The sequence below is a fragment of the Wenjunlia tyrosinilytica genome, from assembly GCF_014646055.1.
Classification (GTDB): Bacteria; Actinomycetota; Actinomycetes; order Streptomycetales; family Streptomycetaceae; genus Wenjunlia; species Wenjunlia tyrosinilytica.
The window spans coordinates 202,580-223,844 of sequence record NZ_BMMS01000011.1 but is presented as its reverse complement, the minus strand read 5'-3'; the positions used below and the strand labels follow the sequence as shown (position 1 = coordinate 223,844).

The window sequence follows — 21,265 nt, the reverse complement described above, 5'->3', positions numbered from 1 at the left end:
CCCCGTGTTCGCTCTGTCCCGGTTCCTCGCGACCGGCTCAGCGACGTGCTGGAGCCTCGGTCACCTCGATCAGTAGGTGCTCGACCATGTGGTCGCCCTCGCGGACCGCCCGGGTGCGCCGCACGGTCAGCCGCCGGCCGCACTCGTCCGCGATCACGCGCAGACCCTCCACGTCGCCGCGGCTGCTGAAGTGCAGCAGCGCGAGCCCGCCCGGTGCCACCCAGCGCGGCACCTCGGTGAGGAACCTGCGGTGAGCCGTGTATCCGGGGTCCACATAGGCGCGCTCGTGCATCGTCCGGTAGGTGTAGTCCTCGGGCGCCAGAACGTAGTTCGAGCTCCAGAACACCACGTCGAACGGCTCCTCGCCGGCGAGCGCGGAGAACAGGTCGCTGTGCACGGCCCGGACCCGGTCGGCGACGTGGTGCCGTGCCGCGTTCATCCCGGCGTTGGCGACCGCCATCGGGTTGATGTCCGCCGCGACCACCCGGTCACGGCCCGCGAGCGCTCCGGTCACCGCGATGACACCGGTGCCGCAGCCGATCTCGAGCAGCGAGCCCCGGTGCGGTGCCCGGACCGGCTCCGCAAGGCCGAGGAAGTCTAGGGCGATCCCGGTGGAGGGCGAGTAGAGCGGGGCGAAGACCTCTTCCAGAAGGTCCCACTCCCGCCCGGCCATGGTGAAGCTACGAGGGCGGTCCGGCCTGGTCAGCGACTCATTGCTGCGCGCGAGCGACCGCTCGTAGCTGCGTACTTCAGACACCTGCAAAGTCACGTGAATCCCCACCGCATTTGAAGGTGCGCCGCTCCGCACGGCGGCTCTCCGACAACCCTCAACCGGAGCGCGACATTATCGAAAGGTGTTTCGGCGACACTGCACGTCACATACACGGTGTCCGGAGCACACTGCAAGAGGCAGCATTCATGGAGGGGCACTGCCCAGCGTCATGTTCCACGGTGTCGGTCTCGAACAGGTCGTCTGATCTCTCACCCGCCCGGAGGTTTGCGCGATGGCGCTGGATCACGAGCCGGAGGCGTTCGACGTCTTCGCGGTCCTCGAACTGCTCTCGAGGGAGGCGCCGCCGAGCCACTACGAGGAACTCGTCGAGCGGGCGCGCCGCTCGGGCGCCGACCCCACCACGGTCGAACGGCTCTCGGAGGCCACCCGGCTGGCGCTGGGCATCCACTCGGCGCACGGCCGCCGCCAGCAGCGCGAGGCCGGACTGTCGGCGCTGGTCGACACCGCGCGCGACCTGACCCTGCCGTACGACCTCGACACGCTCCTGAAGCTGATCGCCCGCCGGACCCGGCTGCTGCTCGCCCTGGACATGTCCTACATCAGCTTCCACGAGCCGGGCGCCGACTACTCCTACGTACGGGCCGCGGACGGCCACGCCACCGCGCTCACCGTGGGCTTCCGGGTGCCGATCAAGAGCGGGCTCGGCGTGGACGTGTCCACCAACGCCGCCCCGATCTGGACCCCCGACTACCTGGCCGACGAACGCATCCGGCACAGCAGCGAGATCGACCGCGTCGTGCGGGCCGAGGGGCTGCGCGCGGTCATGGCCGTCCCGCTGCGTCAGGGGGTGCGTGCCCTCGGTGTGCTCTACGCCGCCGACCGCAACCCGCGCCACTTCACCCCGGACGAGATCGCGCTGATGAGCTCCCTGGCGGACCTCGCGGCCGTCGCCATCGAGAAGACCAGGCTGCTGGACCAGACCCACGCCGAGGTCATCGAGCTGGAGCTGGACGGCTCCCGGGCCAAGGCCACCCTCGCTGCGGCGCGACGGCTCAACGACACCGCGAGCCGGCTGACCGACCTGGTACTCGAGGGCAGCGATCTGCGGACGGTCGTGGCGACCGCCTCCGAGGCACTGGAGTGCGGGCTCGTGGTCCGCGGCCCCAGCGGCCAAGTGCTCGCCGACAGCGGCCCGATGCCCGCGCTGGACCATGACGAGGTGCTCAAGGCCGCACTCGACGCCCATGCCGGCCGCGCCCCCGTACTGCTCGACGGCGGAACCTGGGTCGCGCCGGTCCTCGCGGGCAGCGAGGACGTCGGCTCGCTCCTGCTGCACCCCTCGGGGCCGCTCGCGGACAACGGGGAGCGGATGCTGCGCCTGGTCGCCCAGACCACCGCCGTCCTCCTGCTCCTCCAGCGCAGCACCGCCGTGGCCGAGAGCCAGGTCCGCGACCTGCTCTTCGACGACCTGCTGGCCGTGCCGCAGCGTCCGGCGCAGCAACTCGGGGAGCGCGCCCGCAGGCTGGGCATCGACCTCGACCAGCCGCACGTCGTGGTGGTCGCCCGCCCGGAGGGCGGCTCGCAGGGCCGGGCGGTCGTGTGGGCGTCCTCGTACGCGCTGCGCACCGGGGGCCTCAAGAGCGTGCTGTCCGGGCGCATCGTCCTTTTCGTCCCGGGTACCGACGCCGGGGCGGCGGCCCGCGCCGTCTCCGCCGAGCTGTCACCGCTGCTCGGCAACCCGGTCACGGTGGGTTCGGCGGGACCGGCGGTGGGGGCACCCGCGGTCGGCCGGGTCTACCAGGAGGCCGTGCGCTGCCTGGACGCGCTCACCTCCCTCAATGGCTCCGGCAGCACCTCCTCCGTCCAGGAACTGGGGTTCCTGGGAGTCCTGCTCTCCGACAACCACGATGTCGAGGGCTTCGTGGACTCCGTCATCGGCCCGGTGCTGTCCTACGACGCCCAGCGCTTCACCGATCTGACCCGCACCCTGGAGGCCTACTTCGCCTCCGGCAGCAGCCCGACCTACGCCGCCGAGTCACTGCATGTGCACCCCAACACGGTCTCGCGCCGCCTGGAGCGGATCACCGAACTGCTGGGCGCCGACTGGCAGAAGCCGGGCCGGGCGCTGGAGGTGCAGCTCGCCCTGCGGTTGCAGCGCACCCGCCAGACCCTCAGCGAGCAGCGTGCGTCAGGCCGACAGCGCAGGGACGGGCCGCCGGGCCACCGGGAGCCCGGAGGCGAGAACAGCGGCGGTGTGGGCGACTGAGGCCAGGGTGATGTGCCGGTGCCACCCGCGGAACGACCGCCCCTCGTAGTCGCGCAGGCCCACCTGTTCGCCCACCTCGGCGAAGTCCCGGCCCACCCTGCGGGCGAGCTTGGCCAGCCGCAGCAGGGAGGTGAACGGGACGGAGCCCTGGTCGGTGAGCCACAGCTGGTCCGGCCACCGGCCCGGGTCGCTCCACTCGCACAGCAGCACAAGATCCGAGCACCGGGACCCCGCCCGCTGCGTCCGGCAGGCGGAGTCCGGCAGCATCACCCGCACGGCGGCGGCCAATGTCGTCCTGGTCCCGCCCGACGAGGCCGGATCCACCCACGTCACCGGTCGGCGCAGGCCCTTCACCGACTCCATCAGCCGCTGGGCGGGGGTGGCCACACCGCCGTAGCCGGGCAGCGCGTGGTCCGCCATCACCAGCCGGGTGGCCGGGTTGATCCGGGCGAGCACCGGCACACCCAGCGGCGAGAAGCGCCGCAGCGCCGCCCCGGCGTCCCAGTCGCGGGCGTCGAGCAGGACCGGGCGCCGGGCCACGCCGCCGTAGCCCGCGACGTCCAGCACCGCGTCGGTGGCGCACTCGCCGGGTGTCGCCTCGCCCATGTCCTCGGGGATCTCCGCCCGGTTGCGCTTGGCGGCGTCGTTGAGCCAGGTGTCCGGCAGGTGCAGGCGCCAGTTGACGGGCGCGCTCACGTGCTCGGAGGCCAGCCACACCCCGTACGCCTGTTGCCCGACCACCGTCTGACCCAGTCCGGGCGCGAACCGCCGGTCCACACCCACCGAGTGCTCGCCCGCCTTCGGGATGGCCATCGGCCGAACCACCCATGCCTGGGGCCGCGTTGTGCGCTCCAGATGGCGGGCCAGCGCCTCGCGCACCGGCTGCCAGTCCCATGTGGAGCTGCTGATGAAGTGGTGCAGGCTCTGCTCGGCCGCCGGTCCGCCGAGATACGAGGCGATGTTCCGCATCGACTTGCGCCCATGGGCCGACAGCAGCCCGCGCAGGTACTGCTCGCCCTTCCGTCGCTGGTCGCTCCTGCGCAACGAGGTGAACAGGACCGAGCACAGCTCGTCGATCAGCTCGTCGGGAACCTCTGCCCGCGCCGGCTGCGGCATCGGACGCGGAGGGGCCGGACGGCGGCCCACCAGGTCGGCTTCGTTCACGGCACTCCCCCTGGGACGGCGATCACGGCTTCCCCAGCCGCACTTCCACCGTCGCCGCAGCCCCCCGCGAGCAGCCAGGTGGTTCCGTCACACGCTTGCGCGCCCTCACGGTTGCCACAGCACAGCGCAGTGTGACGGGGTGACACCGCCGGTCGAGGAGGGCTCCAGCGGATGTCCTCACCCTGCGGGTGAACTGCGTTCCGGTCCTTCGCCGTAAGTCCGGCCGCCCCCGCGGGCGCCGCGGACATCCCCCACTGAAGGAGTGGACATGCCGATGTCCAGCGCGCTGCGGTCCAGAGCCCCGCGAGGATCGGGAACACGAACGGCGGCGCCTCCACGGGTCCAGGCCGCCACCCGTGCGCGGGACCTGCTGATGCCCCTGCTCGCGGGCCCCACCGAGCCCGTGACGCTCACCACCGTCAAATGCCTGCTGTGGGCCGACGTCATCCGGCGCAGCGCCGGACCCGCGGGTGGAGCCGAACCGGACGTCCTGCTGCCGGGGTCCCGCCAGGACTTCGGATTCTGGGAGTACCTGGACCGTGTCGGCCCGGAGGCCGAGCCCGCCGGGCTGAGCTCGCGGCGGCTCGCCGAACTCCACGACGCCTACCTAGCCCAGCCCTGGCCCATCGGCTACGACCTGCTGCGCGGCTACGCCGAGGCGGCCGACGAAGGGCGTCCGCATCCGGTCGCCGCACGTATGCGGGAGCTGTTCGAGCAGTCCTGCCGGATGCTCGGCGTACGGGGTTTCGAGCCCCCGCCGCCGCAGGGGCCGGGGCCGGCCGCGGTGTCCGAGGTCATGGCCGCCCTCGAGGACGCGGGACTGGTACGGCACGGCGGCCGGGCAGGGCAGGTCGTCGTCGGCGCGCCCGACAAGGGCGTGCCGTCGCGCACACTGCTGGGCGCCGACGGCCGCCCGCACCCCGTGGTGCACCTGCTGCGGGACCTGCTGCCGGTGGCCGACCGCTACGGCACCGTCATCCTGCTGCACGCCCACCGGATGAGCGGTGACTACGTCTTCGCCGTCAAACTCCTCCGGCACCTCGGCGTCCGGGCCGAACGCCTCGCGCTGACAAAGGTGCTGCCCGCGCCCGACGACCGGCCGGGTCCGCCCTCGGACCGCGTCCACCTCTGGCGGCTCCCGCTGGACGAACTCGCCGGTGAGCACGGAGAGCAGGCGGTGCGGCTCGCCCTGCGGCTGTACTTCGTCGCGGCGCTGGGCAAGCACAACGTGGAGCCGTACCGGGACGACCTGCTGCGCCGCACGGTGACCAGGGCGGTCCGGGTTCTCGAAGGGGCGTCGTCGCCGCAGGAGAGCGACACCTTCGGCTTCCTGGTCCGCTGGGTGGGCGCCGACGGCCGTGTCGACCCGTACCGCCTGACCGCCTCCCTGTTCGGCAGGCGCGAGCGGATCCCGGACGAGATCCTGCGCCGCGTGTTCCTGTGACGGCGCCCGCTGCCCGGCCGGAACACCTCACGCCTCCAGCGAAGGGACGAAAGGACATGGCGGTAGTCGACACAGCGGTGGTCGCGGAGCGGATCCTCGCCTCGGTCATGCGCTATCAGCGCAGCACGGGGGACGGCGACTGCGGCGGGCGGGGCATGTGCCCGGCGTGCGCGGGCGCCCACCTGCCGAACGTCGTCGGCCGGGTGCGGCTCGGGCTCCCGGTGGAGCTGGCCCTGCCCGGCTTCCCTGCGAAGTCCCCCAACCGGGCCAAGGTCCTCGGCGCCGCCCCCGACCTGGCGGAGCGGCTCTCCTTACGGTTCCTCCAGAGACTGTGCGAGGAGATAGCGGGCTTCTACGAGCCCGGTGCCGAGATCGTCATCTGCTCCGACGGGCGGGTCTTCGGCGACTTCATCGGGGTGACGGATGAGGACATCGGCCTGTACCAGGACGGCATCAGGCAGCTGATCGCCGACCTCGGCGCCGACTGCCTGCGGCTGTTCAACCTCGACGACGAGTACCGGGACGTTCCCCACGAGACGATGCGCCGCCGGCTCATCGAGCGCTACGGCGAACCCCTGGACCGGCTGCGCGAGGAGGTCCGGGCCGGCGGTGAGCCGCAGCGGCTCTACCTCGGGGTGACCCGCTTCCTCGTGGAGGACGCGGACACCCCCGAGTACACCGGCAGCCGGGCCGCGTTGCAGCGCGAGTGCCGTGAGCGCGCCTACGGGGTGTTCCAGCGCAGCAAGGCATGGGGCGGGCTGGTCGCCGACCGGTTCCCCGAAGCCGTGCGGCTGTCCATCCACCCGCAGAACTGCGGCTCGCCCAAACTCGGTATCCATCTTCTGGAGACCGCCGACGGCTGGCTGACGCCCTGGCACGGCGTCGCCGTGGAGATCGCGGGCCGGTACGTCCTGATGAAGCGTCACCAGGCCGAGGCGATAGGGGCGCGCCTGGTCCTCACCCCCGGCGGCGAGCCCAGTCACTTCGTCGCCCCCGACGACGCGGTGCCGCCGCCCTCCCTGGGGGCCGGCCCCCGGGTCTCGGGAGGCGGCAGCGAGACCACCACCAGCGGAGGAGCGGCATCATGACCCTGGACCGGACGGAGCGCTCCCGGGCGTTCGACCTCGACGCCATCGAACCGTTCGGCGCGCTCCTGCGGCCCCCGGGTGGTGCCGCGGCGCCACCTCCGGGCGGCCCCGCCCTGCGCGACCTCGTCCGCGAGCACCACCTGCTGGTCCTTCGCGGCTTCACCCCACCCGCCGACCCGCAGGCGCTGGTGTCATTCGCCTCCTCCCTCGGCGAACCGCTGGTGTGGCCGTTCGGGCCCGTCCTGGATCTGGTCGAGCAGGAGGACCCGGTCGACGGGGTCTTCGACGCCAACTGGCTGCCGTTCCACTGGGACGGGATGTTCGTCGAGCGGATCCCGGAGTTCCAGGTGTTCTGGTGCGTGGACGCACCGGGTCAGGGGCAGGGCGGGCGCACCTCGTTCTGCGACACCACCAGGGCGCTGGCCGACGCCGATCCGGCCACCCGGGCGCTGTGGGAGCGGACCACGGTCAGCTACCGCATCGAGCAGGTGGTCCATTACGGCGGGGCGGTGGTCTCGCCCCTCGTGGTCCCGCATCCGCGGCGCGGATTCCCCGTCATGCGCTACCAGGAGCCGGTGCCCGAGGGGATGCGCTACGTCAACCCGCCCTCGCTGGAGTTCACCGGGGTCGACGAGCAGGAGGCCGAGCAGGTGCGGCGGACGCTGCGCGAGTCGCTGTACGACCCCCGGCACTGCCTGCACCACGCGTGGCGAACCGGCGACCTGGTCCTCACCGACAACTACACCCTGCTGCACGGCCGAGAGTCCTATGTGACCAGGGCCTCGCGCCATCTGCGCCGGGTGCATGTCCTGGGCGATCCCCCACTGGCCAACCCGGCTCTGGTGGCCTGAGCACCGGCGATCACATTTCCGGGTCCTCAGGCCCGGCAGGTGACCCGGATCTGGGCGGCGGCGTGGTGCGCCAAGGTCGCGTGGTCGTCGTACCAGTCCTGGCCGCGGTCGAGGAGCTTGACCGCGATCCGGCCGTCCTCCACGGGCCACGTGCCGACGTCGACGGTCCGCCCTCGGTTGTCCACCTGGTCGATCTCGAAGCCGCCGTACGTGGTGTCCCGGTCCTGCGGGTTCTGGAGGACGTCGTAGCGGGTGGGGTCTCCGGCCACGTCGCGGTAGTCGTAGCTGTCGGGGATGTGGACCGAGATGGCGCACCGCTGGGACCGCTCGCCGACCGACCACCACCACACGACGCGGTTGTCGTGGTCCTCGGTCGCGCTGCCCGACATCGGAACGGAGGTGAAACTCCCGTCGCAGCCCCCGCCGTTGTAGCCGCCCGTGGTGACGGTGTACCAGCCCTCGCGGCCGTCCCAGTACCTGCCCCACTCCTCGTAGCCGCCCCCGGCGCGGCGCGGGCAGCCGGGGCCGACCCAGGACTGATAGGTGACGGGGTTCGGGGCGTGGTGCTTCGGCGGCGGCGGAGGGGCCGGCTTGGTGGGACGGGGGGACGGCTTCTTCGAGGGAGAGGCGGAGGCGGAGGCCGACGCGGATCCCGAGGGCGCCGTATCGGAGGCGGGGGCGGAGGGGGCGCTCGGCGTCGGGGTCACGTGGGCGGTCGCCGTCCCGTTCCCCATCTGCGCGTAACGGTCGTTGTGCGGGCCCCAGTTCCTGCTCGTCGCCGCGCCCACGGCGAAGAGCAGGAGGGCGCAGCCCGCGGCTATCGCCGTCTTCCCGATGCCGGGCAGATGGCCCCACAGGCCCTTCGGGGGCTCCGGCGGCGGGGGCTGGTCCGGTGGGTCGAGGTCGGGGAAGACCGCGGCCGTGTCGACGACGCTCGGCACGATGACCGGGCCCGGCAGCGTGGAGACATGGTGGTCCGGGTCAGGTGGAGGCTCGGGTTCCTCGGTCCTGGTACTGACGTAGGGGCGCACCAGGCAGGGGCAGCCGCCCGCGTCCAACTCGCCGCCGCACACGCCGCATTGCCGACTCGGCATCGCAGATCTCCCTTGATCTTCCGAAGTGCGGCACGAGTATGCACGAGCTGCGGACGGCGATGGAAGTGTTACGACCAGTCATATCGTGCGCGGGTCGAGAATTTGCTGACCAGCCCTCACCTGGGCAGGCTTGTTCGGAAGCTCGACCTCCGGGTCAATGTTGAACGCGTTCAAAGCGGAACTGGAGTCATGCCAACGCACTTTTGAAGGCGTTCGAAGAGGGGGTTGGGCACATGGATCTCACGGTGGTCAGCTACGCCGTCCACCTGCCGATCAGCACCGCGCCGACCGTCTGGGTGGCGTGCACGCTCAGCCGCAACGGCCGGGTCTTCCTCGGTGATGTCCTGCGGGGCGACGAGAAGCTCGCGGACGCCGTCAACCGCCTCCTCAACCGGATCCGCCGCCGCGGTGTGATGGAGCGCGAGCAGATCCCGCCGGTGCCGCCGCAGGGCTGGGCCGCCCCGGCCGCGCCGAGGGCATGAGGAGCGCGGTGGCCCAGGACCGTGTGGTGATCGAGGACGGTGCCGTGATCGAGGACGGCGCGGTGACGGGGAGCGGCCGCGGCGGGCCGGGGCCGGCAGGCCCCGCCCCTGCGGCGGCTCAGCGTTCCGCACGATCCCGGCTGCCCGCCGTGCCGGCATCTGAGCGGGCGGCTGCGCCGACAACCGCAGCTGGTGCCGCTGGAGTCCGTGGCCGCCGGGTCGGACGAGGCCGGGCAGCGGTTCCCCGGGATCGACCCGACGGCCGCATACCGGGAGATCACCGTGGTCGCCGACAGCGGGCAGGTGTGGACCGGGCACCACGCCTTCGTCGTCTGCCTGTGGGCGCTGTCCGAGTACCGGCCGCTCTCGCACAGGTTGAGCACTCCGGCAGGGCTGCCACTGGCACGGGGAGCGGCGCTGGCGGCGGCGAAGTACCGGGCCGCCACGGCCTCGGTGAGGGCGGGCGCCTCTCCCCGGCAGGGCTGGGGCGGGGACGCCTGGGACGGACGGGTGCGGCCGATGAGGGCGATGCAGGGGCCCAGCAGTCCCTCACGACGTGCGGGCGGGCGTCAGGCGTCGTTCGGAAGGATGTACGCCCTGGCGAACCACGTGCCCACCTGAGCACTGTGTAGGTGCCCGGAGATTGGCCTATCGCCCTCCACTGCCATCACGGCGTGAACATGGACAACGCCGTCTGTGATCTCACCCGTGCCGCTCATCTCGGCCGGCAGGGCGTAATCGGTGATGACATCCTTCGTGGCGTCGTCGCTGGGCATGGTGGACAGGGTGAACTCGTCCACCGCACCGATGAGGGACACGATCGCCCCGTTGGCGATGCCACGTTCTTTGGCCTGGGCAGTGATGGTCTCAAGCAACTCAGCGTTGCGGACCTCGATCACATGCAAGGGTGGTTACCTTCCGAGTAGAGGGCTGAGGTCACGCAGCATGACAGCGGAACACCAACGAGCCCCGGCGTCTCTGACGTTTGTCACCTCTTCGGCGAATCTGGCCGCCAGGAATGATGCGCGTTCGGGCATGCACCTGGGATCGGCGGCCAGATGGCTGGCAGTGGCCCAGTCAAGGCCACACACACGAGCGGCAACGGCAGTGATGTACAGGTGCCGCGCTGATGGATCGTTCGCTAGCGCCGTGGTCACGTCGTCGGCCTGAGCTTGTCCGGGGCGCTTGGCAAGGATCCCGGCTGCGTTCACCCTCAGGACAGGGTCGGCGCCGTCGTACATCCACCCTCGTAGCTTGGCGGTCGAGGGCGGGTCCACCATGGTCGCAATCACTAGATCTGTGGCGTGCGTCGTCTGAACAGTCGTCAGTGGACCAACGTCACCGCCTGCAATGCTCGCGTTGACGTCAGTTGCGAGCTTGCCGTGCGTAGCGGTGAGCGCTGTAAGGCTCAAAAAGCTCCTACGGTTCACACGCGTGAGGCTAGCTTCGGCTTCCAGTACGGCAAAAGGGGCGTCCAGAGTATGAGCCAAGTGCTTGAGCCAAGAGTCACTTGGGATGACTCGGCCCTTCTCTCAACGACTGATCCGTTCGCGACCGATGTCCTTCCCAGATGCTTCAACTAGCCGCTCGGCTAACTTCCCTTGAGACAACCTCTTCGACTCTCGCAGATCTTTGATCATCTGTCCGATGCTCACGCTTCCATAGTGGCACTAAACTTGGCACTAGTGGCTCTGAGTCACCTCACCGATGCTGAGAGGCAGAAAAGTCAGCTACTGGTGAGGAGCAGGGGCCATGGCCGTACCGGTGATGCCGCGCTCGAACATCGATCAATCGCTGCCCGTGTGTCTCGTGGGGCAGCAAAGATCGCACGAGCCTGCCTGGCGTGATCTGTGGCCGGATCGTCTGACGCCTCAGGCGTTGTACCGAGGGGCCTTTCTGCGTGTGGATGGGGAGCGGCCGGAAGCTGCGCATCATGCGCGGGTGCTGGTGGTGGCGACACTCGCGGACTGGGGCCTGTTGCGGGCCGGACTTCAGGCGGATGCGCAGGTCTGTGTATCTGAGCTGGTGGGCAATGTGGTCCGCCACGCTTTGCGGCCGGTCCATGGCTCCGCTGATGATCGGCTGGTGTCGGTCGGTCTGAGGTGCTGGCCGACGGAGCTGTTCCTGGAGGTCGGGGATCACGATCCTCGTATGCCCTGCCTGCCTGCTCCTGGCGCGGCTGTGCCTGCCATGGCGGATGGCGGGCGGGGGCTGGTGATGGTCAAGGCCTTGGCCGACGGGTTGTTCTGCAAGCGGGCGGATCACGGGGGCAAGGTCGTCTACTGCCGGTTTGCACTCGCCCGGTTCGGTCTCAGGTCGGGTGCGGCGGGGGGTGCGGCGTGCGGCAGTGCGTGATGTTGGTGCTGTATGCGGCCTTGTGCGTGGCCGTGGTGCTGTCGTTGGCGATCGTGAGTGATCCGCGCCAGTGAGCTGGGCGGGGGCTGCTGGTCGAGTCGTGAGGGGAAGCGCTCGCGGGGATGGCTCCTGGTGACTCCCGCCCGTCCATGCCCTTTCCCCCTGTCGGACGAACAATCACGCCTCTCGTCAGAAGGTCCTGCTCTCGCTCATGGGTGACTACAGCACTGCCGCGCTCGTCTTCTTCGGGGCCGTTGTCCACCGCTTGCGGCTCGATGCCGGGCTGACGCAACAGCAGGTGGGCGACCGCCTGAACTACAGCGTCGCGGCGGTGGGCTTCATTGAGCAGGGCCGGCGGATTGCGACCGAGCCGTACGTGTCGGCGCTGGATGGTGTCCTCGGCGCGCGAGGGCTGCTGGAGGCAGCGATACCGATGCTGGAGGCGGAACGGGTGGCGCGGCAGGGGCCTTTGAGAGTGGATGACGAGGTGCGGCGCCACGTTGCCGCTCTTGCGGCGTGGGCGTTCTCCCAGCCCGTTCCGTAGGTACTGGCTGCCCCTGGCGGCGGCTGGGTGGACTTCCCGTCACGGGACCCGTGAGGCGGGTTTGTCCATCGCGGGATGACATGTGGCGGGACTGGTGGCGGGCTGCAGGGTGTTCGCTGCTGACGCCGCGGCCCCCTGATCAGCGCCCTCGCTGTCGTCGTCGCGCGCCTCGCTCTGACGGATCAGGCGTCGCCCTGTACTGGGTCTTCGACCGGACCCCGGACTGCGAGCGGACCCGGCGGTTCGTCGAGCGCTGCACCCCTCCGGTCGCTCGGCTGGTCGGCCTGTCCCGCTACCGGATCTTCCGTCCCATCGTGCGGGACGCCAAGCAGCTCATCCGCGATTTCATCGTTCCGGCGACAGGACGGGTGCGCCAGGGGTGAGCCGCCCGGGCTACGGTCGGGATCCATGACAGTGCTGTGGCTGACGTTGGCGGAGTGCGGCGACGACGGGCTCGCCGGGGCCCTGGAGGCCCGCGGGCTCGAAGTGGCCAGGTGGCGGGCGCCCGACGAGCTGCCCGGGGACCTGCGCGGGGTCGAGGCGGTGGTGGTGCAGGGAGCCGCCGAAGGCTCGTCCGGGGGCTCGGAACGGGAGGGCTCGGAACAGGAGGGCTCGGAACAGGAGGGCTCTGGGCCGGAGGGCCTTGCGGAGCTGCTGAGGGCCGCCCGCGAGGCCGAGCTGCCGATGCTGGCCCTCGGCCCCGGTGGCGAGGGCGTGGGCGGCGCGGCCGGAGGGGAAGCCTTCGCCGAGAGGGTCGCCGCGGGCCGCCACCATGCCATGACCAGGGCGTTCTTCACCCCTCGGGCGGTCGGCTGGGAGAAGAAGTTCCCCGACGATCTGCCGCTGTACCGGGCGGCGGTCGAACTGCTGGGGCTCGGGGACGGGGACACGGCGCTGGACGCCGGGTGCGGTACGGGCCGGGCGGTGCCCCTGCTGCGTGAGGCGGTGGGCCCGAGGGGCACGGTCCTGGGCATGGATCTGACCCCCGCCATGCTGCGTGAGGCGGTGCGCCTCGGGCGTGCGGGGAGGGGCGGCGCCGGGGGCGCCTCGTTCCTGGTGGCCGACTGCCTGCGGCTTCCCCTGCGTGACGGGGTCCTGCGCGCGGTCTTCGCCGCGGGGCTGCTGCCGCACGTACCCGAGCCGAGGCAGGCCCTGCGGGAGCTGGCCCGCGTGACCGGGGAGGGCGGTCGGCTGGCGCTGTTCCATCCCGTGGGACGGGCCGTCCTCGCCAAGCGGCACGGCCGGGAGCTCGGCCCCGACGACCTGCTCGCAGAGCCGAATCTGCGGCCCGCCCTGGAGGCGTCCGGCTGGCGGCTGACCCGATACGAGGACGAGGAGGCCCGTTTCCTGGTGATCGCGGTGCGTGAGCCGCTGTCCGGGCGGCGCTGAGCGTCGAAATCGCCATATCCGCCCCACTGTATTCAGTTTGTCGAGTGAACTGGGTCACGTTCGGTCGGAACCAGGCATGGTTGGCGCGGTCCCGGGAGAGAAGCGGCTGGTTACCTCGTACCTCTAGGAGAACCAGACGTGGCGGCACCATCAGCCGAGACCATTCACATCGACGGGACCTGGCGCAAGGCGGCCGCCCGGTGCCCGAGCACGGGGTGTCGATGACGCCGAACATCCCCAAGCCGCACAGCCGAGGGCGCGTCCACCCGACCAGCGCGGACCCCGAGGTCACACCGGCCCTGGACTTCCGGCACCTCACGGACGAGGACGACCACGACGCCCGCACCCTGGTGGACGGGATCGGACTCGCGCGCCGGATCGCGGCGGCCTCTCCGCTGAAGGACTGGCTGGTGCGCGAGGCCGCCCCCGGGCCCGAGGTCACCTCCGACGAGGACCTGTCCGTGTACGCCCGCCCGGCCGCGCACACCGTCCACCACCCCGCCGGCACCTGCCGGATGGGAGCCGCCGACGACCCCATGGCCGTGGTGGACCCCAGCGTTCGCGTCCGCGGTCCGGACGGGGCCAGGATCGCGGACGCGTCCGTGTCCCCGACGATGCCGACCGTCAATCCCGTGATCGGCGTTCTGATGGTGGGGGAGCGTGCCGCCGCACTCCTCGGCCGAGCCGACAGCCCCGAGGAGGAATGCCGATGAGTGCGCTCACCCCGGCACAGACCACCGCCACCACCGCGGAGGACAGGCCGAAGCCCACCGCGCCCCCCGGGTCTCCCGTTTTCTCCGTCCAAAACCTGTGGAAGGTCTTCGGACCCTCCGGCAAGGCCGCGCGGATACCCGGATCGGTCGAAGCCGCCCTGCCCGCCGACGAGTTGCGGGCCCGCACCGGGTGCACCGTGGCCGTACGCGACGTCAGTTTCGATGTGCGGCCCGGCGAGGTCTTCGTCGTCATGGGCCTGTCCGGCTCCGGCAAGTCCACCCTGGTGCGCTGCCTGACCCGGCTCATCGAGCCCACCGCGGGTGAGCTGCGCATCGACGGCGAGGACGTGCGCGCCATGGACCGCGCCCGGCTGCGCGAACTGCGCCGCCACCGCGCCGCCATGGTCTTCCAGCACTTCGGCCTGCTGCCGCACCGCACCGTGCTCGACAACGTCGCCTACGGACTGCAGATCCAGGGCGTGGCCAAGGACGAGCGGCGCGACCGCGCCCGCGCGGTCGTGGAGAAGGTCGGCCTGTCGGGCTTCGAGCAGTGCCGCCCCGGCCGGCTCTCCGGTGGACAGCAGCAGCGTGTGGGCCTCGCCCGCGCCCTGGCCGTCGACCCCGAGGTGCTCCTGTTCGACGAGCCGTTCAGCGCCCTGGACCCGCTCATCCGCCGCGACATGCAGGAGGAGGTGCTGCGCCTGCACCGCGAGGAGGGCCGGACGATGGTCTTCATCACCCATGACCTCCAGGAGGCGCTGCGCCTCGGTGACCGCATCGCGATCATGCGGGCCGGTGAGATCGTGCAGTGCGGCACCGCCGAGCAGGTCGTCGGCGAGCCCGCCGACGACTACGTGCGCGACTTCGTCCGGGACGTTCCGCGTGAGCATGTGCTGACCGTGCGGCGGGCCATGCGCCCGGCAGACGGTGACGTGCTCACCGGCCCCGTCCTCAAGCCCACCGCCACCGTCTCCGAGGCGATCGAGGCCGTGGTGCGCTCCGGTGTGCCCGCCCGTGTCATGGACGGAAGGCGCCTGCTGGGCGTGGCCGACCACGCCGGGCTGCTGGAGGTCGTCGCCGGGACCGCCCGGGAGGCCGCGTGAGCACATCGATGAATACGGAGAACACGACGACCACCGGAGACCGGGCCACCGAGAACGAGGCCAGGACCGCGAGCACGAAGACCGCCGAGGCGAAGGAGACCGCCGCACGTGTGGCGGCCACCGACCCGCACGTCGCGGCCGGACCCGCCCCCACCGTGCCGGGCAGCTCCGCCGCCGCGCTCGCCGCCCGGTCCGACGCCGGCTCGGCGCCCCGGCTGCGAGGCCTGCTCGCACGCCCCGCCGTCCGCAAGCTCCTGGTCCTCGCCGTCCTCGCCGCTGCGGCGGGTGTCCTGGGCTCCCGCCTGGGCAACGGGCTGTGGCCGGGCGACCTGACCGTCAGCCTGGACCAGCCCCTCGGCAAGGCCAGCGACTGGATCATCGACAACCGCGACCACCACCCGCTGTTCACCTACTTCCTCGGCCACCTCAGCAACGCCGCGGTCCTCGCCGTCCGCGGCGTCTACCTCGTGCTGCTCGCCCTGGGGTGGCCGGGCGTCCTCCTCGCCGCCACGGCGCTCGCCTGGCGCTGCGCCGGGGTGCGTGCCGCCGTCACCACGGCGGTCTCACTCGCGGTGTGCGGGCTGCTCGGCATGTGGGTGCCGACCATGCAGACGATCGCGCTCATGGCGGTCGCGGTGGCCGCGTCGGTCGCCGTGGGCGCGGTGCTCGGCGTGCTCGCCGGGGTCAGCGCCCGTTTCCACCGCACGCTCCAGCCGTTGCTGGACACCGCGCAGGTGCTGCCCGCGTTCGCCTACCTCCTACCGGTGGTGCTCGTCTTCGGCATCGGCGTTCCGGCGGCGGCCCTGGCCACCGTGATCTACGCGGCTCCGCCCATGGCGCGGCTGACCGCGCTGGGTCTGCGCAGCGCCGACCCGCAGGTCCTGGAGGCCGTCGACTCGCTCGGCGCCACCCGCCGGCAGCGGCTGCTGACCGCCCGGCTGCCGCTGGCCCGCAAGGAGATCCTGCTCGGCGTCAACCAGACGATCATGATGGCGCTGTCCATGGTGGTCATCGCCTCCGTGATCGGCGCCGGGGGCCTGGGCGACCGCGTCTACCAGGCGCTGGCGAGCGTGGACGTGGGCAACGCGCTCAGCGCGGGCATCCCCATCGTCCTGCTCGCCGTCGTCCTGGACCGCACCACCGCGGCCGCCGGGGCGCGGCTGGGGGAGGAGAGCGGGAGCAAGCGCACCGCCGACACCGCTGTGGCCCTGGCCGCCGCGGCCGCCGCAGTGATCGCGGCGACCGTCGGCCGCAGGGCGTGGCCGGACGGCTGGGCCGTGTCCTTCGCCGAGCCGGTCAACTCCGCCGTGGACTGGATGAGCGCCCACCTCTACACCGGTGTGCCCGTCGTCGGCGGCACCGCCGAGATCGCCGGGCACTTCACCGGCTGGGTCCTCGACCCGATCCGCTCGGTGCTCCAGGGCACCCCGTGGTGGGGCCTCCTGCTGGTCGCCGCCGGCTGCGCCTGGCTGATCGGCACCTGGCGCGGTGCGCTCACCGCCGCCGCGGCCCTGGCCGCCATCGGTGTGCTCGGCGTGTGGAAGCCGGCCCTCGACACCCTCTCCCAGGTGCTCGCCGCCGTGGCCGTCACCCTCGTCCTGGGCTTCGCGGTCGGTGTCGCCGCCGCCCGCGGCCGCCGGATCGAGAGGCTGCTGCGGCCCGTGCTCGACGTGATGCAGACGATGCCGCAGTTCGTCTACCTGATCCCGGTGGTCGCGCTCCTCGGTGTCGGACGGGCCCCGGCCGCCGCTGCCGCCGTGGTGTACGCGCTGCCCGCGGTGGTCCGTATCACCACCCAGGGCCTGAAGCAGGTCCAGCCCGCCGCGGTGGAGGCCGCGGAGTCCCTCGGCGCGACCCGCTGGCAGGTGCTGCGCCAGGTCCAGCTCCCGCTGGCCAGGCCGACCCTGATGCTCGCGGTCAACCAGGGCATGGTGCTCGTTCTCGCGGTCGTCATCATCGGCGGCCTCGTCGGGTCGGGCGCGCTCGGGTACCAGGTCGTCTTCGGCCTCGCCCAGGGCGACCTCGCCACCGGGCTCGTCGCGGGCGCGGCCATCGTGTGCCTCGGTGTGCTGCTCGACCGCACGACCCAGCCGCGCCGTACGGACAAGGACAGCAAGTGATGGGAAAGAAGAAGACGTACGCGATCACGGCCGCCGCCGCTTTCTCGACCGTGACCGCCCTGAGCGGCTGCGGGGCGGTCGACATGACCGAGCAGCGCTCCCCGTTCGCCGGAGCGGCGGGCGCGAAGACGGTGACCCTGTCCGTGCAGTCCTGGGTGGGTGCGCAGGCCAACACCGCCGTGGCGAAGTACCTGCTCGAGCACGAACTCGGCTACCGGGTCGACACCGTGCAGGTGGACGAGGTCCCGGCGTGGGACGCGCTCAGCCAGGGCCGCGTCGACGCGATCATGGAGGACTGGGGCCACCCGGACCAGGAGAAGCGCTACATCGGCGACAAGCGTCTGGTCGCGCGCGGCGGCGGACTCGGCGTCTCCGGCCACATCGGCTGGTGGGTGCCGAAGTACCTCGCCGACCGGCACCCCGACATCGCCGACTGGCACAACCTGAACAAGTACGCCCACCTCTTCCGCAGCCCGGAGAGCGGCGGCAAGGGCCAGCTGCTGGACGGCTCCCCGTCCTACGTCACCAATGACAAGGCGCTGGTGAAGAACCTCGGGCTCGACTACGAGGTCGTCTTCGCCGGCTCCGAGGCCGCGCAGATCACCCAGCTCAAGCAGCAGTACAAGCGGCACAAGCCGTTCCTCACCTACTGGTACAAGCCGCAGTGGCTGTTCAAGCAGGTGCCGATGGTCGAGGTGAAGCTGCCGAAGTACACCGACGCCTGCGCCGCCAAGGACCCCGAGAAGATCGACTGCGCCTACCCGACGACCCCGCTGCAGAAGGTCCTCAACGCCGACTTCGCCGAAAACGGCGGCAGGGCGGCGAAGCTGCTGAAGAACTTCCACTGGAGCGAGCGGGACCAGAACGAGGTCTCGCTGCTCATCGCCGACAAGAAGATGAAGCCGCAGGACGCGGCCAGGAAGTGGGTGGAGGAGCACCCGCGGGTGTGGCGCGAGTGGCTGCCGTGAGGTGAACCTTACGCTCCGCGTGCGCGTGTTCTCCCTGGAGTGAGAATCGAGAGCGGGCCGAGCAGGGTACTGCATGTTGGTGGAAAACTATGATCGACATGGGAATTCTGTCCGGTTTCCAGTCGTTGTCTCCCTCGGATGCGGGTACCCGATCCAGACGGATCAGGGCCCGTGACACGTCGCACGAACCGAGACCAACCGCAAGGGAGCACGCATGGCAACCCGTGCCGTCGCCCGTCGCAAGGACGATGGGAAGGGCGGTGTTCGCGCAGTGTCCGCAGAGGCGGCCGACCGCGACCTGGTCGGAATGTACCTGGACGAGATCGCGCGCACACCGCTGCTCGACGCGGAGACCGAGGTCGAGCTGTCGAAGGCCATCGAGGCCGGCGTCTACGCCGAACAGCTCCTGGCCGAGGGCCGCACCGGCGCCGGGGCGGACGAGAAGGAACTGCTGGCCGTGGTCGAGGCCGGGCAGCGGGCGAAGGACGTCTTCATCCGATCGAACCTGCGACTGGTCGTCGCCGTGGCCCGGCGCTACCCGCGCAGCGGGCTCCCCCTGCTCGACCTGATCCAGGAGGGCAACGCGGGCCTGGTGCGCGCGGTCGAGAAGTTCGACTACGCCAAGGGCTTCAAGTTCTCGACGTACGCGACGTGGTGGATCAGACAGGCCATCACCCGTTCCATCGCCGACCAGTCGCGCACGATCCGGCTTCCCGTCCACCTCGTGGAGGAGCTCGGCCGGATCCGCCGTGTGCAGCGCGAGTTCAACCGCGAGCACGGGCGCGACCCGGAGCACGCCGAGATCGCCGCGGAGCTGGACAGCACGGCCGAGCGCGTCGGCGACGTGCTGGACTGGGCGCGTGACCCGGTGAGTCTGAACATGACGGTGGACGACGACGGCGACACGCAGTTCGGCGACCTCGTCGAGGACTCGGGGGCGGCGTCCCCCGAGGAGTCGGTGCTGGTCATGCTGCGCCGCGAGGAGCTCGACGGTCTGATCGCACGCCTGGACGAGCGCACGGCGTCGATCATCCGCGCCCGCTACGGCATCGAGGACGGGCGCGAGCGCACCCTGACCGAGGTCGGCAAGCAGCACGGGCTCACCCGTGAGCGGATCCGCCAGATCGAGAAGCACGCCCTGGTCGAGCTCAAGCGCATGGCCCGCGACACCGGCTTCGAGGCCGCCTGACCGAACCGCTCCGACACGAGAGCAGGAAAGCAGCCCCGGCGCACCGTCCCCTCCGGCGCGCCGGGGTCTTCGCTTGCCCCGGCCGGCGGGCGCCTCGCGACGGACTCCGGCGGTGTGGGTGCACCTTTGAGGTGCAATAGCACCCTTGTGGCGATTTGGGCGTTCATGTCATGCTGGCGACAGGGACCGCACCACGCCTCACGCATCAAGGAGGTCGGTTTCCATGACATTCGTCCAGGTCATCGAGTACGACACCGAGCGCCCCGCCGATATGGACCAACTGCTGGACCGCTGGATGGAGTCCACGGAGGGCAAGCGCACCGCCTTCCACGAGATCCACGCCAAGGACCGGGACCGCCCCAACCACTACGTGGACATCGTCGAGTTCCCCTCGTACGAGCAGGCGATGAGGAACAACGACCTACCGGAGACGCAGCGGATCGCCGCGCAGATGGAGGACCTGTGCACGGGCGAGCCCCGCTTCATGAACCTCGACGTCCTGCGCGACGAGAAGCTGTAGCCCTCGCGGGACCTGTGCCCGACCGGGCAGGGCCCGATCGTGGCACCGCCGGGTCGTGATCCTGTTCCGGGCCGTCAGGCGGCCCGGAACAGGAGGCGGTTGGCGTGACCGGGGAGGTTCAGCCCGTCACGTGTCCCCGCCGCTCTGGCGGCGGCGGAGCATGAGCACCCCGCCACCGATGGCGGCCGCGACCAGTCCGCCACCGACCACGGCTTCGGTGGTGCTGACCTGGGCGATGCTGCCGCCCTCACCCGTGCGCGAGCCCGCGACGGGCAGGACGGTGAACTCACCGGCGGTGACGGACTTGCCCTTGCAGGTCGCCGTGACCGTGTAGCGGCCGGGCTTCGAGGTGTCGGTGATCATCGGGGTGGCGAACGAGGAGCCCTCGTTCCGCAGCGGCATCAACTTGGTACGGGTGAACGCGGCGGACTCGACGGAGGCGTCCATCGCCGCGCGGTCCGCCTCGCGGCAGTCGGTACCGTCCACCGTGACGGTGAGCTTGCCGCCGGGGAGCACGGTCTTGGGGAAGACCATCACGGTGTTGGGGGCGGTGTTGTCCATCATCGCGGGGGCCCCGGGCGCGGGAGCGGCCGAGGCCGAGGCAGAGGCCGCCGGAGCGGAGGCGGACGCCGACGCGGAGGCGGACGCGCTGGGCTCGGGCACCGAGGGCATCGACGGCAGGGTGGATGTCGAGGGCATCGACGTCGACGGCGTGGGCGTCGAGGGCGTGGTGGGCGAGGCCGGGGAAACCGGCTCACCCGACGCGATCGGGTTCGAGGGCGTCATTGGATCCATGGGCTGCCGGATCGGGTCGGAGACGCCCTCGGGCGCGGTCGGCGTCGTCGGTGTCGCCGCCGGGTTCTGGGCCGGCGCCGCGACGGGCGCCGGTGCTGTCTCGTCGGCCAGCGCGAGGGGGGCCGAGAGACCCGTCACCGCGCCGGCCAGCATTGTCGCTGCCAGAATGCGTGAAGCACGCATGATGAACCTCCATGGGCGCGGGTGCGGAGGGATTTCCGCGAATCGGCGTTTCCGCGCCCATGAAGAACGTCACCCGCCCGACCTGCCGTCGCATTCCGGCGTCAGGGCCCTTTCAGCGCTGGATGGTTGAAGCCCCCTCACCCCGCTGATGCGTCACCCCAGGTCAGCGGAGCGTGAACACCGGGGCGATCAACCCCTTCGTGGGTGGCTCGAACGGCCCCAGAACCCGTTTGCCTCTCCCGGATCGCGGTCCCGGGCGCACCG

General features: G+C 71.3%; 20 protein-coding genes and 1 pseudogene. 16 read left to right on the top strand and 5 right to left on the bottom strand.

The window, feature by feature from the left end; all coding sequences use genetic code 11:
• Nucleotides 1-37: 37 nt before the first annotated feature.
• Nucleotides 38-757: a methyltransferase domain-containing protein gene (locus IEY86_RS14865; protein WP_229698430.1), complete on the bottom strand. Its 720-nt coding sequence runs from the start codon at nucleotides 755-757 to the stop codon at nucleotides 38-40.
• Nucleotides 758-1,004: 247 nt separating this feature from the next.
• Here IEY86_RS14865 and IEY86_RS14860 point away from each other — a divergent pair, with 247 nt between their 5' ends.
• Nucleotides 1,005-2,999: a helix-turn-helix domain-containing protein gene (locus IEY86_RS14860; RefSeq protein WP_189132129.1), complete on the top strand. Its 1,995-nt coding sequence runs from the start codon at nucleotides 1,005-1,007 to the stop codon at nucleotides 2,997-2,999.
• Here the strand turns inward: IEY86_RS14860 and IEY86_RS14855 are convergent.
• Nucleotides 2,922-4,163, bottom strand: coding sequence for an IS701 family transposase (locus IEY86_RS14855; RefSeq protein ID WP_229698429.1), 1,242 nt, complete (start codon nucleotides 4,161-4,163; stop codon nucleotides 2,922-2,924). The two genes, IEY86_RS14860 and IEY86_RS14855, sit on opposite strands and share 78 nt — an antisense overlap.
• A 268-nt stretch (nucleotides 4,164-4,431) precedes the next feature.
• Here IEY86_RS14855 and IEY86_RS14850 point away from each other — a divergent pair, with 268 nt between their 5' ends.
• The 3 genes from IEY86_RS14850 to IEY86_RS14840 are packed head-to-tail and all read left to right on the top strand — an operon-like array spanning nucleotide 4,432 to nucleotide 7,546.
• Nucleotides 4,432-5,607 carry a hypothetical protein gene (locus tag IEY86_RS14850; RefSeq protein WP_189132128.1) on the top strand — a complete coding sequence of 392 codons (1,176 nt, stop codon included), beginning with the start codon at nucleotides 4,432-4,434 and terminating at the stop codon, nucleotides 5,605-5,607.
• Between the two features lie 56 nt (nucleotides 5,608-5,663).
• A complete protein-coding gene (locus tag IEY86_RS14845) occupies nucleotides 5,664-6,695 on the top strand; it encodes an L-tyrosine/L-tryptophan isonitrile synthase family protein (protein WP_229698428.1) in 1,032 nt (343 codons plus the stop codon).
• The gene (locus IEY86_RS14840) at nucleotides 6,692-7,546 is read left to right on the top strand and encodes a TauD/TfdA dioxygenase family protein (RefSeq protein WP_189132127.1); all 855 of its coding nucleotides are present in this window, start codon (nucleotides 6,692-6,694) and stop codon (nucleotides 7,544-7,546) included. The genes IEY86_RS14845 and IEY86_RS14840 overlap by 4 nt, the downstream gene beginning before the upstream one ends.
• Nucleotides 7,547-7,572: 26 nt before the next feature.
• On the opposite strand, the gene IEY86_RS14835 is transcribed toward IEY86_RS14840, so the two are convergent.
• Nucleotides 7,573-8,640, bottom strand: coding sequence for a hypothetical protein (locus IEY86_RS14835; protein ID WP_189132126.1), 1,068 nt, complete (start codon nucleotides 8,638-8,640; stop codon nucleotides 7,573-7,575).
• Nucleotides 8,641-8,873: 233 nt separating this feature from the next.
• Between IEY86_RS14835 and IEY86_RS14830 the strand changes: the two genes are divergently transcribed.
• Both IEY86_RS14830 and IEY86_RS14825 read left to right on the top strand, forming a co-directional pair.
• Complete coding sequence (locus IEY86_RS14830) at nucleotides 8,874-9,122, top strand: hypothetical protein (RefSeq protein WP_189132125.1); 249 nt, start codon at nucleotides 8,874-8,876, stop codon at nucleotides 9,120-9,122.
• 192 nt (nucleotides 9,123-9,314) lie between these two features.
• Nucleotides 9,315-9,743 carry a thiol-disulfide oxidoreductase DCC family protein gene (locus tag IEY86_RS14825; RefSeq protein WP_189132124.1) on the top strand — a complete coding sequence of 143 codons (429 nt, stop codon included), beginning with the start codon at nucleotides 9,315-9,317 and terminating at the stop codon, nucleotides 9,741-9,743.
• Here the strand turns inward: IEY86_RS14825 and IEY86_RS14820 are convergent.
• The gene (locus IEY86_RS14820) at nucleotides 9,692-10,021 is read right to left on the bottom strand and encodes a PCC domain-containing protein (RefSeq protein WP_229698441.1); all 330 of its coding nucleotides are present in this window, start codon (nucleotides 10,019-10,021) and stop codon (nucleotides 9,692-9,694) included. The genes IEY86_RS14825 and IEY86_RS14820 overlap by 52 nt on opposite strands.
• An 853-nt stretch (nucleotides 10,022-10,874) precedes the next feature.
• Here IEY86_RS14820 and IEY86_RS14815 point away from each other — a divergent pair.
• The 9 genes and pseudogenes from IEY86_RS14815 to IEY86_RS14775 all read left to right on the top strand — a co-directional run bounded on the left by IEY86_RS14815 (nucleotide 10,875) and on the right by IEY86_RS14775 (nucleotide 20,023).
• Complete coding sequence (locus tag IEY86_RS14815; protein ID WP_189132122.1) at nucleotides 10,875-11,477, top strand: ATP-binding protein; 603 nt, start codon at nucleotides 10,875-10,877, stop codon at nucleotides 11,475-11,477.
• Nucleotides 11,478-11,688: 211 nt separating this feature from the next.
• Complete coding sequence (locus IEY86_RS14810; protein WP_189132121.1) at nucleotides 11,689-12,021, top strand: helix-turn-helix domain-containing protein; 333 nt, start codon at nucleotides 11,689-11,691, stop codon at nucleotides 12,019-12,021.
• Nucleotides 12,022-12,798: 777 nt separating this feature from the next.
• The gene (locus tag IEY86_RS14805) at nucleotides 12,799-13,410 is read left to right on the top strand and encodes a class I SAM-dependent methyltransferase (RefSeq protein ID WP_189132162.1); all 612 of its coding nucleotides are present in this window, start codon (nucleotides 12,799-12,801) and stop codon (nucleotides 13,408-13,410) included.
• Between the two features lie 191 nt (nucleotides 13,411-13,601).
• Nucleotides 13,602-14,123: pseudogene (locus tag IEY86_RS14800) on the top strand (GMC oxidoreductase); the annotation flags it as partial.
• Entirely contained in the window at nucleotides 14,120-15,226 is a 1,107-nt protein-coding gene (locus tag IEY86_RS14795) for a quaternary amine ABC transporter ATP-binding protein (protein WP_189132120.1), read from the top strand. The pseudogene IEY86_RS14800 and the gene IEY86_RS14795, both read left to right, overlap by 4 nt.
• Complete coding sequence (locus IEY86_RS14790) at nucleotides 15,223-17,346, top strand: ABC transporter permease (protein ID WP_373287027.1); 2,124 nt, start codon at nucleotides 15,223-15,225, stop codon at nucleotides 17,344-17,346. Before IEY86_RS14795 ends, IEY86_RS14790 begins: the two co-directional genes overlap by 4 nt.
• Entirely contained in the window at nucleotides 17,346-18,314 is a 969-nt protein-coding gene (locus IEY86_RS14785; protein WP_189132119.1) for an ABC transporter substrate-binding protein, read from the top strand. Before IEY86_RS14790 ends, IEY86_RS14785 begins: the two co-directional genes overlap by 1 nt.
• A gap of 214 nt (nucleotides 18,315-18,528) precedes the next feature.
• Nucleotides 18,529-19,503: a sigma-70 family RNA polymerase sigma factor gene (locus tag IEY86_RS14780; RefSeq protein WP_189132118.1), complete on the top strand. Its 975-nt coding sequence runs from the start codon at nucleotides 18,529-18,531 to the stop codon at nucleotides 19,501-19,503.
• Between the two features lie 223 nt (nucleotides 19,504-19,726).
• Entirely contained in the window at nucleotides 19,727-20,023 is a 297-nt protein-coding gene (locus IEY86_RS14775) for a hypothetical protein (RefSeq protein ID WP_189132117.1), read from the top strand.
• A gap of 126 nt (nucleotides 20,024-20,149) precedes the next feature.
• Here IEY86_RS14775 and IEY86_RS14770 read toward each other — a convergent pair whose 3' ends face one another.
• Nucleotides 20,150-20,587, bottom strand: a complete 438-nt coding sequence (locus IEY86_RS14770; RefSeq protein WP_189132116.1) for a hypothetical protein — start codon at nucleotides 20,585-20,587, stop codon at nucleotides 20,150-20,152.
• Here IEY86_RS14770 and IEY86_RS14765 point away from each other — a divergent pair.
• Nucleotides 20,544-21,131, top strand: a complete 588-nt coding sequence (locus tag IEY86_RS14765) for a hypothetical protein (RefSeq protein WP_189132115.1) — start codon at nucleotides 20,544-20,546, stop codon at nucleotides 21,129-21,131. The genes IEY86_RS14770 and IEY86_RS14765 overlap by 44 nt on opposite strands.
• Nucleotides 21,132-21,265 lie beyond the last annotated feature (134 nt).

Bases quoted from the DNA above. Each gene is read 5' to 3' on its own strand.
- IEY86_RS14860 (WP_189132129.1), top strand. From the start codon at position 1,005: ATGGCGCTGGATCACGAGCCGGAGGCGTTCGACGTCTTCGCGGTCCTC.
- IEY86_RS14850 (WP_189132128.1), top strand. From the start codon at position 4,432: ATGCCGATGTCCAGCGCGCTGCGGTCCAGAGCCCCGCGAGGATCGGGA.
- IEY86_RS14845 (WP_229698428.1), top strand. From the start codon at position 5,664: ATGGCGGTAGTCGACACAGCGGTGGTCGCGGAGCGGATCCTCGCCTCG.
- IEY86_RS14840 (WP_189132127.1), top strand. From the start codon at position 6,692: ATGACCCTGGACCGGACGGAGCGCTCCCGGGCGTTCGACCTCGACGCC.
- IEY86_RS14835 (WP_189132126.1), bottom strand. From the start codon at position 8,640: ATGCCGAGTCGGCAATGCGGCGTGTGCGGCGGCGAGTTGGACGCGGGC.
- IEY86_RS14830 (WP_189132125.1), top strand. From the start codon at position 8,874: ATGGATCTCACGGTGGTCAGCTACGCCGTCCACCTGCCGATCAGCACC.
- IEY86_RS14815 (WP_189132122.1), top strand. From the start codon at position 10,875: ATGGCCGTACCGGTGATGCCGCGCTCGAACATCGATCAATCGCTGCCC.
- IEY86_RS14810 (WP_189132121.1), top strand. From the start codon at position 11,689: ATGGGTGACTACAGCACTGCCGCGCTCGTCTTCTTCGGGGCCGTTGTC.
- IEY86_RS14805 (WP_189132162.1), top strand. From the start codon at position 12,799: ATGACCAGGGCGTTCTTCACCCCTCGGGCGGTCGGCTGGGAGAAGAAG.
- IEY86_RS14795 (WP_189132120.1), top strand. From the start codon at position 14,120: ATGAGTGCGCTCACCCCGGCACAGACCACCGCCACCACCGCGGAGGAC.
- IEY86_RS14785 (WP_189132119.1), top strand. From the start codon at position 17,346: ATGGGAAAGAAGAAGACGTACGCGATCACGGCCGCCGCCGCTTTCTCG.
- IEY86_RS14780 (WP_189132118.1), top strand. From the start codon at position 18,529: ATGGCAACCCGTGCCGTCGCCCGTCGCAAGGACGATGGGAAGGGCGGT.
- IEY86_RS14775 (WP_189132117.1), top strand. From the start codon at position 19,727: ATGACATTCGTCCAGGTCATCGAGTACGACACCGAGCGCCCCGCCGAT.
- IEY86_RS14770 (WP_189132116.1), bottom strand. From the start codon at position 20,587: ATGATGGACAACACCGCCCCCAACACCGTGATGGTCTTCCCCAAGACC.